This window comes from Achromobacter sp., assembly GCF_036567245.1.
Taxonomy (GTDB): Bacteria; Pseudomonadota; Gammaproteobacteria; order Burkholderiales; family Burkholderiaceae_B; genus Achromobacter.
Genome location: NZ_DATCUY010000445.1, coordinates 1 through 10380 on the forward strand (window position 1 = coordinate 1; position 10380 = coordinate 10380).

The 10380-nt window shown below is 66.9% G+C and carries 10 protein-coding genes; 9 read left to right on the forward strand and 1 reads right to left on the reverse strand.

Annotated elements, in window-relative coordinates; genetic code table 11:
* The 8 genes from VIR09_RS19140 to VIR09_RS19175 form a co-directional block, all read left to right on the forward strand.
* The coding region (locus VIR09_RS19140) for a hypothetical protein (protein ID WP_332014301.1) at positions 1 to 1152 on the forward strand (1152 nt) is incomplete at its 5' end.
* 139 nt (positions 1153 to 1291) lie between these two features.
* Positions 1292 to 1636 (forward strand): hypothetical protein, encoded by a 345-nt coding sequence (locus tag VIR09_RS19145; RefSeq protein ID WP_332014302.1) that lies wholly within the window; start codon positions 1292 to 1294, stop codon positions 1634 to 1636.
* Positions 1633 to 3369: an ATPase, T2SS/T4P/T4SS family gene (locus tag VIR09_RS19150; RefSeq protein WP_332014303.1), complete on the forward strand. Its 1737-nt coding sequence runs from the start codon at positions 1633 to 1635 to the stop codon at positions 3367 to 3369. The genes VIR09_RS19145 and VIR09_RS19150 overlap by 4 nt, the downstream gene beginning before the upstream one ends.
* Complete coding sequence (locus VIR09_RS19155) at positions 3362 to 4498, forward strand: hypothetical protein (protein WP_332014304.1); 1137 nt, start codon at positions 3362 to 3364, stop codon at positions 4496 to 4498. The genes VIR09_RS19150 and VIR09_RS19155 overlap by 8 nt, the downstream gene beginning before the upstream one ends.
* Before the next feature lie 60 nt (positions 4499 to 4558).
* Positions 4559 to 5179, forward strand: a complete 621-nt coding sequence (locus VIR09_RS19160; RefSeq protein ID WP_332014305.1) for a type 4 pilus major pilin — start codon at positions 4559 to 4561, stop codon at positions 5177 to 5179.
* 44 nt (positions 5180 to 5223) lie between these two features.
* Positions 5224 to 6240: a prepilin gene (locus VIR09_RS19165; RefSeq protein ID WP_332014306.1), complete on the forward strand. Its 1017-nt coding sequence runs from the start codon at positions 5224 to 5226 to the stop codon at positions 6238 to 6240.
* An 81-nt stretch (positions 6241 to 6321) separates the two neighbouring features.
* The gene (alaS, locus tag VIR09_RS19170) at positions 6322 to 8946 is read left to right on the forward strand and encodes an alanine--tRNA ligase (protein WP_332014307.1); all 2625 of its coding nucleotides are present in this window, start codon (positions 6322 to 6324) and stop codon (positions 8944 to 8946) included.
* Positions 8946 to 9215, forward strand: coding sequence for a sulfurtransferase TusA family protein (locus VIR09_RS19175; protein ID WP_332014308.1), 270 nt, complete (start codon positions 8946 to 8948; stop codon positions 9213 to 9215). The genes alaS and VIR09_RS19175 overlap by 1 nt, the downstream gene beginning before the upstream one ends.
* A 75-nt stretch (positions 9216 to 9290) precedes the next feature.
* Here VIR09_RS19175 and VIR09_RS19180 read toward each other — a convergent pair whose 3' ends face one another.
* Positions 9291 to 9872, reverse strand: a complete 582-nt coding sequence (locus VIR09_RS19180; protein WP_332014309.1) for a hypothetical protein — start codon at positions 9870 to 9872, stop codon at positions 9291 to 9293.
* Between the two features lie 423 nt (positions 9873 to 10295).
* Between VIR09_RS19180 and VIR09_RS19185 the strand changes: the two genes are divergently transcribed.
* Positions 10296 to 10380 (forward strand): 30S ribosomal protein S16 (locus VIR09_RS19185; protein WP_332014310.1); only part of this gene is annotated, 85 nt, incomplete at its 3' end.

Below are 10380 nucleotides of genomic sequence, written 5' to 3' on the forward strand. Positions count from 1 at the left end.
GTGGCCGGCTATGGCCGCGTGCGCTCATCGTGGCGCGGCGGTTCGCGGGCGGGGCGGCGCGGGCATGGGCACATCCAGGCGGCCGCGCAGCTGTATGCCCTGCTGTATCCGGACGGAGGCCACAGCCTGATCCGCTTGCCCAGCGGCGGGCATTGGCTGGTGGCGGCGCAGCGCGGCACCGTGCTGTCGCAGACGGACAGGGTATACGCCACGCTCGACGAGGCCTTGCGCGAGCTGGCGCAGTTGCGCGCCCAGCGGCCTGCGTTGCCGGCGCACGAAGCCGATGAGGCCTGGACCTTGCTGCTGCAGGCGGCAGACCCGGCCGCCCGTCTGGCCGCGTTGTCTTCGCGCTGGGCCGAGCTGCCGCTCGCGTTCCGTCTGTTCCTGGCCTGCGCGGCGCTTGCCGCCGTGGTCCCCCCGTCATGGAACAGCTGGGTCACCCCATGGTCCGGTCGTGAACTGTCCGGCAACGCCGGCCCGGTGGATATCCCGCCGCAGCGTGATCCGTATCAGACCCTGCTGCAAAGCACCGTAGTGCACGCTCCCACCGAAGTCACCCGCTTGCTGGACAGTTTCGGCAGGCTGCCCATACAGGTGCGCGGCTGGGCGCTGACCCGTGCGCACTGCCTGGCCGCGGATCAGGCCTGGAACTGCTCCGCGGTCTATGCCAGGGCTCACCCTCTGGCCGCCAACGACGTTCTGCATGCGCTGCGGCCCGCGGGTTGGCAGGTCTCATTCCAGCCGCTGGAGGAAGCCACGCTGTCATGGCGCATGACGTCCGCGCCTGCGTGGCTGGCGGATCTGGTCCTGCCCACTTCGCTGCAGGTCGATACCGGGCTGGTCGCCGCGTTGCAGCGGATGCGGGCGGCTTTCGCCTCCGTGGTCCTGGCGGCGGCATTGCCGCTGCCCCTGCCGACGCAGTCCCAGCCCGCCGCCGGTCAACCCGGCGCCACGTACCCGGCGCGGCCTGCCATCCGGAGCCGCGCCATCACCTTGCGGGGGCCGCTGCGCTCTTTTGCGCTGCTGGACGGCGCCATTGCGCCAGCGAAATGGTCCCGCCTGTCGCTGGACATCCAGGCTCAACCCAAACCCACCCTGGTCTCCAGCATGCTGGTTGCCGAACTACAGGGAGAAATCTATGAACAGGAATAGGGGCGGCACCGCGCGCCCGAATCTCGCGGCAGGATTCATCGGGCGTCTGGTCTTGTCGGCCGCCTTGGTCACGGCCGCTCACGGCCAGCCGTTACCGCAGACCGCCGATGAACCGCGGCCATGGCCGGAGACGGAAACCGTGCGCGCCTTGCTGCGCGCGGACGCCGCAGCCGCTTTGGCGGATTGCCGCGTTCCCGGCCTGTGCCGTTCGGGAACCGAATCCGCGGCGCCGATGACGCCGCCCGCCAAGGCGTCCGACGATATCCGCGTGATGGCGATCTTCGGCCTCGCGCGGCGCTTGAACGCCGACATCGCGGTCAATGGCGCCGTGCTCCGCTATCAGGCTGGCAGAGGCGAGCCCGTTGCGGGAGGCGCTGATGCGCGCGCCTATCAGTTGCTGGCGATCAATGACGATTGCGTGAGGCTGCGTCGCGGCGATATCGAACGCACAGCCTGCGTCGATGCGGGCAGGGGCCGGCCATGACCGTGCATGCTTTGCCGTCCGTCGTGGTGCATCCCATTGCAGCGGCCAGGGAGGCGCCCCAACTTCAGACGCCGGAAGACATCGCCCGCCTGCAACCCGCGTTCGCGCGGGCGCTTGGACGCGATTTCGATCTCGCGGCCCTCGCCGGCAGGCTTTGCCCCGTGCTGCTCGAAAGCGGCGAGGTAGCCGTGTTCGCGGTAAAGGACTACACGCTGGGTGACCAGATCGACGAAGTCGAGCGCATGGTGCTGGCCCAGGGTTACCGGCTGGCGCAAGTGCCGCGCTACCAGCTGCCGGCGCCGCTGCTGCTGATGATCGCCCGGGGGCAGTTGGCGGCGCCTGGGCTGGCCGGGCGCGGCAAGGTGCGGCGGGAAGAGCGCGCCTCGGCTCTGGCCGCGCTGTTCCTGGACATTGTGCGATGGGGCGTGGCCCAGGGGGCGAGCGATGTGCACATCAACGTCAATCGACGGCGCGAAGCGTGCGAGATCCGCTACACCATTGGCGGCGAATACGTCGGTACGGAACGCTTTGCGAGTCTGTCGAACGCGACGCTGCTGGAAGTCCTGGCAGTCGCGTGGATGGAAGTCAGAGGCGGCAATGGCGCGGTGTTCGACCCGGCGCTGGAGCAGCAAGGGCGGATCGGGCTGGACATCGACGGCGTGCCCATCGTGCTGCGCTGGGCGTCGCTGGCCACCGATGCCGGCCCTTCGGTCTGCCTGCGCATACTGCGGCTGGATGCGACCGCCAACGCCGATCTGCTCGCGCTGGGCTACCTGCCGGCGCAGGTCGAGACCCTTGTGCGGGCGCGCGAACGCGAAGGCGGCGCCATCGTGTTGGCGGGCGTGGTCGGGTCCGGCAAATCGACCACCATTGCGACGCTGATGCGCGGCATTGCTCCTACCCGCAAGGCCATCACACTGGAAGATCCGGTCGAATACATCATCGACAATGCCCTGCAGAACACGCTGGGGGGCGCTCTGGCTGAATCCGCGTGGCCGGCGTTCGACGCCAAGCTCAAGACCATCAAGCGCTCGGCGATGAACGATCTGCTCATCGGCGAGATCCGGGACATCGATACTGGCCGCGCGTTCATGGACCTGGCGGGTTCTGGCGTCAGCCTGTACACCACCACCCACGCCGCTGGCGCGGTGCTGATACCTGAGCGCCTGGCGTCCGACGCGATCGGCGTGTCGCGCGATTTTCTGGCCACGCCCGGCGTACTCAAGCTGTTGGTCTACCAGACCTTGCTGCCGCGCCTGTGCAGCCAGTGTTCGTTGCCCGTGGACAGCCTGTGGTCAAGATGCGCCGGGAGCGGCAAGCGACCCGGGTGGCAGGCATGGTTGCGGCGGATGCAGCAGGAGTTCCTGCTGGACTCCGCCACGCTCAGAGTCAGGAACGTGGCCGGCTGCAGCGCTTGCAGGCGTCCGCACTTGCCTGAATTGAACGGCGTCGCAGGCCGCAGCGTGGCGGCCGAAATGCTCGAGCCCGAGCGCGTCGAAGGCTTTCTTGAGCGCGTGCGGGAGCGCGACAACGTAGGGCTGAAGCGCCAGGCCGAGGGCGCCGGACCGGCCGCCTGGCGCAGCGAGGCCACGCGCGGCGCGTTGGCGCGGGATTGCGCCCTCTACAAGGTCAGCCGTGGAGAAGTCGATCCCCGCTCCCTGCTGCGCCGTTTCGATGTGCCCGCGGCCTTGTCCGGGCAAGGCGCCAGATCCGGCGGGCCTGGTCATGACTAAGCCCTTATCGTTGCGTGCTTTCCGTAGCGGCCCCTCCGGCCGCTCCCTGTTGCTGCGCCTGGACGCATTGCGCTTTCGAGCGGGACGCGCGGATTATTACGAGTATCTGGCGGATCTGGTGGAAGGAACGCAAGGCCGCAAGAATCTGCGCGACGTCTTCGAGGACGATGCGAGCCGTCATGGCGAAGATACCGTGCGCGGGCGGCTGTCCAGGCATTGGGCGGGCATGTACCTGGAGGCCGGCGGCGATCTGGGAGCAGCCTGGGCAGACACGCTGCCGTCCAGCGAATGCGTGCTGCTCAGCTGCGTGCAGGAAGAGGGCGGCGATCTGTCTGCGGCATTGCGGGATGTGGCGCGGGCCGTACGGTTGACGTCGGATGCCTGGCTGGCACTGGTTTCGGCTGCGGCGGCGGGCGTCGCCGCGGCCGCCGTCGCATTCGCCTTGCTATGCGCCGTTCCATTCTTCAGCGTCCCGCGCTTGCAGCAGGTGTTCCAGGCCGTACCGGCAGAGGAATATGGCCGGCTGACCCGCGCGCTATTCGCGCTGGCTCAGGGGCTGAGGCAATGGCTGGCCTTGTGGCTGGTGCTGTTGCTGGGCCTGGCCCTGCTGAGCTTGTGGTCGCTGCCCCGCTATACGGGAACGCTGCGGTCGCGGCTGGACCGCTGGCTGCTCTGGCGGCTCTACCGGGATTTCCACGCCATCCGTTTTCTTGCCCTGCTCGCCGTGCTGGTCAGGCAGCACGGCGCGGCCGACACCCGCTTGCGGCGCGCCCTGGCCGTGCAGGCTCGGGATGCCGCGCCCTGGATGCATGCGCATCTGCTGGACATGCTTGGGCGGATAGATGGCGGCCAGACCGGTCCGGAGATCTTCGGCACAGGCCTGCTGGATGCGGACACCTGGTGGTACATGGCCGACATGATGGATGCACTGGGCATGGAGGCCGGGCTTGCACAGGTGCGGCTGCGCGTCGAGTCGCGCCTGTTGGCGCGGGTGCGCCAGCAGGCGTCGGTGTTGCGCTGGGCGTTGCTGCTCTCGTCCGTGGCCGCCGTACTGGGCATCACGCTCTGGCATTACGGCGTGATCGACGAACTTCGCCAGGCGCTGACCAATTTCTATGCCAGCCAATAGGGGCTGTATCAGGCTCGCGGCGCCAGTCGGCCCGCGCTGCATCTCACGAGGAAAGCAACCATGCACTACGTACACGCAATCCCGTTCCGCGCCAGCCGGCAGCGCGGCTTTTCGTTGATGGAGGTCTCCATCGTCACCGCCATCGTCCTGTTGATCGCGATCGTCGGCATTCCGGCCATCGGCGCCTACGTCGTTGAGAACAAGGTGCCCAAGGTGGGCGAGGAATTGCAGCGTTTTATCGCCAGCATGAAGACCAATGCGCAAGGCGGCGGGGTCACGCCCTATGCCGGCCTGGACACCGGAGCCATGGCCAATGCCTTGCGGGAGTCCAGCGTCCTGGCGGTCGATGGCTCAGGGGGCGCGGCGCGCGTCGCCCATGGCTTGGGCGGCAGCGGCGTTGGCGGCAATGGCGTGGTCGAGGTCGCCGCAGCCTCATTCGGCAGCGCGGGCCAGGGTTCCGCGTTCTCCATCAAGCTGACCAACGTCAGCCAGGCCGCATGTCCGTCGCTGGCCTCGGTGCTGCAGCGGATGTCGGAGACCATCTCGATCGGTGGCGGGGGAGGCGGCCTCAGGGTCGTGAAGGACGCGTTCGCGACGCCCAGCGTGCCTTACCGCGCGGCTTTGGCTCAGGCCCAATGCAGCCCGGGCGACGTCAATACCTTCGTGTTCGTCGCAAAATGAGCCGGCCTTTCAAGACTGCTCGATCGGGGGCCGCTGCGGCTTGGTTGCGGCAGCGCGGGTTCTCGTTGCCGGGCCTGGTGGTGGCGTTGGCCCTGAGCGCCATGGCGGCCATCTGGGCGTCCGGCCAGGTGGTCCAGAGGATCGAAGACGCGGCAGCCCGCGCCGCCGGCGTATGGTTGACGCAGATCCGCCTGGCGGTGGCCGAAGTGCTGGCGCGGCATTCCGCCGTCTTCGCCAAGGGGGACTCGCCTCGCAGCGAAAAGGGCAGCCCCTTGTTCGCGGATCCGCTCGCGCCCACCGTAGGTGAATTGCGCGGTGCCGGGTTCTTGCCTGTCGAGTTTCCCGAGCGTTCCGCCCTGGGCTTTGGCGCGCATGTCCGGATCGTCCGGTCGCGGGCATGCCCAGGCGAGACTTGCCGAGTGGACGGGCTGGTCTACAGCGCGACGCCGCTGATGAAAACGGGGACGCAGTCTCTCGATCTGACCGGCATGGCCGCTGTGATCAATGCCGCGGACGGCTATGGCGGGGCGGTGTGGCCCGCAACGCCGGGTCTGGTGCGCGGCGCGGCATTCAGTTTTGCCAACCCCGTAGCGGCCGGCGGGCCGACCTATGCGCCGGGCACGCTCGCTCTGTGGGCGGGAACCGGGACTGGCGGGCCGGACCTGGAGCGCTACGTCCGGATACGGGATACACGCGATCCGCAGCTGCAAGGCGAACTGAGCGTTGCATCTTCCGCGCAGGTAGGCTCCTATCTCAAGGTCGGCGCGCGCGCCAGCGCGGGGCAGCCGTGCGACGTTGCGAACGGCACCATGGCTACCTCGGAACAGGGAGAACTGCTGACGTGCCAGTCTCGGGCGTGGGGGCCGGCAAGCGGCGGTTTTGGCGGGGCGTACAGCGTCAACCTCCCGTTCGGCTGTGACAACCCCAATGGCAGATCCATAGCAAATCCCCGCACCGGCACTTGCTCCTGCCCTGGCGGCTATACGCCCGTGGCAGTTTCCGGGCGGGACGAATGGAGCGAAGCTCAGGGCCGGACCATCGGCTACGTCTGCGTGCGCTGAGTCTGCCGCAAGGCCTCTTTTCCTGGGATGCCCGCCAACCCTCTATAATCAAAAATTCGCCTAAATTCTGCTTCGCCCACGATGAAATCCTCCGAGATTCGCCAGCAGTTTCTGCAATTCTTCAAGTCCAAGGGACACACCATTGTTCCCTCGTCGTCGCTCGTCCCGGGCAACGACCCGACCCTGCTCTTCACCAATTCGGGCATGGTCCAGTTCAAGGACGTCTTCACGGGCAAGGAATCGCGGTCCTATACGCGTGCCACGTCGTCGCAGCGCAGCGTGCGCGCCGGTGGCAAGCACAATGACCTCGAGAACGTGGGCTATACCGCCCGCCACCATACGTTCTTCGAAATGCTGGGCAACTTCAGCTTCGGCGACTACTTCAAGCGCGACGCCATCCAGTACGCCTGGGAATTGCTGACCCAGGTCTACAAGCTGCCCGCCGAGAAGCTCTGGGTCACCGTGTACCAGGAAGACGACGAAGCCTACGACATCTGGGCCAAGGAAGTCGGGGTGCCGGCCGAGCGCATCATCCGCATCGGCGACAACAAGGGCGCACGCTACGCCTCGGACAACTTCTGGCAGATGGCGGACACCGGCCCTTGCGGCCCGTGCTCGGAAATCTTCTACGACCACGGTCCCGACATCTGGGGCGGCCCCCCGGGATCGCCCGAGGAAGACGGCGACCGCTACATCGAGATCTGGAACCTGGTGTTCATGCAGTTCGAACGCGATGCCGCCGGCAACATGCCGCGCTTGCCGCGTCCCTGTGTCGATACCGGCATGGGCCTGGAACGCATCGCTGCCGTGCTGCAAGACGTGCATTCCAACTACGAAATCGATCTGTTCCAGCACCTGATCGCCGCCGCCGCGCGCGAGACCGGCATCAAGAACCTGGAAGACAACTCGCTCAAGGTCATCGCCGACCACATCCGCGCCTGCTCGTTCCTGATCGTCGACGGCGTAATCCCCAGCAACGAAGGCCGCGGCTACGTGCTGCGCCGCATCGTCCGCCGCGCGCTGCGCCACGGCTACAAGCTGGGCCAGACCAAGCCGTTCTTCCACCGTCTGGTGCCGGACCTGGTCGCCGAAATGGGCGAGGCCTACCCGGAACTGGCGGCCACGGCCGAACGTGTCGCCCAGGTGCTCAAGCAGGAAGAAGAGCGCTTCGGCGAAACGCTGGAACACGGCATGCGCATCCTCGACTCCGCCTTGGTCAATGTGCCCAAGGGCGGCCAACTGGACGGCATGACCCTGTTCACGCTGTACGACACCTACGGGTTTCCGGTGGATCTGACTGCCGACATCTGCCGCGAGCGCGAAGTGGAAGTGGACATGGCCGGCTTCGAGGTCGCCATGGAACGCCAGCGCGACCAGGCGCGCGCCGCCGGCAAGTTCAAGATGGCCGAAGGCCTGAGCTACGAAGGCGCGGACACGCGCTTCGAAGGCTACGAAAAGCTGGAGCTGGATGGCGTCAAGGTCACGGCCCTGTACGTGGACGGCACGCAGGTCCAGCAGGTCAAGGCCGGCCAGAGCGCGGTCGTCGTGTTGGACGCTACCCCGTTTTACGCCGAGTCGGGCGGCCAGGTCGGCGATACCGGCCTGCTGGAAGCCGACGGCGTGCGTTTCGCCGTGGCCGACACCCTGAAGATCCAGGCCGGCGTCTTTGGCCATCATGGCGAGCTGGAGTCCGGCACGCTGTCCGTGGGCGATACGTTGCTCGCGCGCGTTGACGCGGTCCGCCGCGCCCGCACGGTGCGCAACCACTCGGCTACCCACCTGATGCACAAGGCGCTGCGCCAGGTGCTGGGCGCGCACGTGCAGCAGCGCGGCTCGCTGGTGGATCCCGACAAGACCCGCTTCGACTTCGCCCAGGATGCGCCGCTGACCGCCGAGCAGATCGCTCGCGTCGAAGCCATCGTCAATGCCGAAATCCTGGCCAACCAGCCCACCGTGGCGCAGGTCATGGCCTACGACGACGCCGTCAAGGGCGGCGCCATGGCGCTGTTCGGCGAGAAATACGGCGACACGGTCCGCGTGCTCGACATCGGTTTCTCGCGCGAACTCTGCGGTGGCACGCACGTCAACCGCACGGGCGACATCGGCCTGTTCAAGATCGTGTCCGAAGGCGGCGTGGCCGCGGGCGTGCGCCGCATCGAAGCCATCACCGGCGACAACGCGCTGGCCTGGGTGCAGAACCAGAACGCCTTGTTGACCCAGGTTGCAGGCATGCTGCGTAGCACGCCTGCGGATCTGCCGGCGCGCATCGCGCAGGTGCAGGAACAGGTCAAGAGCCTCGAGAAGGATCTGGAACAGTCCCGCAACAAGCTTGCTGCCAGCGCCGGCAATGATCTGGCGACCAGTGCCGCGGTCGAGGTCAAGGGCATCAAGGTCCTGGCCGCCAGCATCGGCGACGTGGATCCCAAGGCCTTGCGCGGCATGGTCGACAACCTGAAAGACCGCCTGAAGCCGGCAGTCGTGCTGCTGGCCACGGGTTCGGCCGACGGCAAGATCAGCGTGGTGGGCGGCGTTACCGCCGACCTGACCGGCCGCGTCAAGGCGGGCGACCTGGTCGGTTTCGTCGCCGCCCAGGTGGGCGGCAAGGGCGGCGGCCGTCCCGACATGGCCATGGGCGGTGGCACCGACCTGGCAGCCTTGCCTGCCGCGATCGCAAGCGTGCAGAAATGGGTGGACGAGCGTCTGTGATGAGCGAGGCGGATACCAGCCTTGATGGCGGCGCGCAGGCGCCGTCCTTCGAGCAGGAAGTCGATGCCAGCGGCCTGACCTGCCCCTTGCCTATCCTGCGCGCCAAGAAGGCGTTGGCGCAGATGGCCAGCGGCGAGGTGCTGCGCGTCGTTACCACGGATCGCAATGCGATCCGGGACTTCCAGGCGTTCGCTCGCCAGACGGGCAATGTGCTGGTGGCGCAACAAGAGGTCGATGGCCGCGGGGTGCATTTCCTGCGGCGGCGCTGATCGGCTGCCGCCAGCGCCCGCCACGTAGAAGGGCCCGCCGCAAGGCGGGCCCTTCTACTTGGGCGTAACCCTCATCTATTTGCGGATGGCGGCCGCGACTGCGCGGGTAATGGTGAAATCCACCAGATCGCCTTCCTTCAGCTGTTGCAGGCGTGCCTGCAGGGCGGGATCCTGGACCTGGATGGTGCGCATGCCGCCTTGCGGACCCTTCAGCGTCACCAGGTTGGCGCTCTTGTTGATGTGCCAGATCTCGGCAGTGATGGTGGTCTGGCGTCCGGCCGCGCCGCCAGGCATGGCCCCCTTGGCGCTGCGGGTGGCCGCGGTTTCGGTCTTGACCTCTGGAATTCCGGATCCGGCCGGGCGCACGTCCACCGCCACCGACTCGTAGTAGTCGAGCGTCAGCGTGTCGCCGGGCTTGATCTGCTGGAAGTTGCGGATATCGGGGCCAGCTTGGATGTCCACGCTATTGCCGTTTTCACCCTGCAGTGTGATGGTCCGGCTGGCTTGATCCACCGCGGTGACCTTGCCAGAGGCGGTCGTCAGGGCGGCGCCCACGACACGGGCCGAGGCCGCAAGCGGCATGGCCAAAGTGCCCGCCAGCAAGCCCGCCAGGGCCAGGCGCGCGACAGGGGTGAAGACTGATTTCTGATTCTTCATGGTGGTGCACCCTCCGGTTAGAGGAAGTTGGGGGAAAACCGCTGAAAAAAAGCAGAGGCGGGCGGCGGGTGGGCTGCCCTCAGGGGGATGGCTTGAAGCAGGTGCGGTGGCGGCGCCGTGGATAGGCGGCAGGGGGGATCGAAGCGCGGGGTCTTGCGTAGGTCGACATAAAACCGATCTCCTCAATCGGGCTATTTCTTCACACGCACTGAGTTCTGACGCACTAAGACAGGCACGAGAGGGGCTGGGCGGCTACACTTCGAACTGCGGCGCGGGCCCCGGCCCGTGTTTGTAGAATACCCGGATGTGGTGTTTTAGGATACAAATCGCGCCGCTACGCACAATTCGGCACTGCCATTTGCCAGCAGGCTTGTTTAAGTGCTAGAATTTCCCGTTTTTCACAACTAATTCAAGGGATTACCTATGGTGGTGATTCGCCTGGCCCGCGGTGGGTCCAAGAAGCGTCCGTTTTACAACCTGGTGGCCACCGATTCGCGTAACCGTCGCG

What these genes read in the sequence shown, in the direction of transcription:
- VIR09_RS19175 (WP_332014308.1), top strand. Translation starts at nt 8,946, where the DNA reads ATGAGCGAGGCGGATACCAGCCTTGATGGCGGCGCGCAGGCGCCGTCC.
- VIR09_RS19160 (WP_332014305.1), top strand. Translation starts at nt 4,559, where the DNA reads ATGCACTACGTACACGCAATCCCGTTCCGCGCCAGCCGGCAGCGCGGC.
- alaS (WP_332014307.1), top strand. Translation starts at nt 6,322, where the DNA reads ATGAAATCCTCCGAGATTCGCCAGCAGTTTCTGCAATTCTTCAAGTCC.
- VIR09_RS19180 (WP_332014309.1), bottom strand. Translation starts at nt 9,872, where the DNA reads ATGAAGAATCAGAAATCAGTCTTCACCCCTGTCGCGCGCCTGGCCCTG.
- VIR09_RS19150 (WP_332014303.1), top strand. Translation starts at nt 1,633, where the DNA reads ATGACCGTGCATGCTTTGCCGTCCGTCGTGGTGCATCCCATTGCAGCG.
- VIR09_RS19155 (WP_332014304.1), top strand. Translation starts at nt 3,362, where the DNA reads ATGACTAAGCCCTTATCGTTGCGTGCTTTCCGTAGCGGCCCCTCCGGC.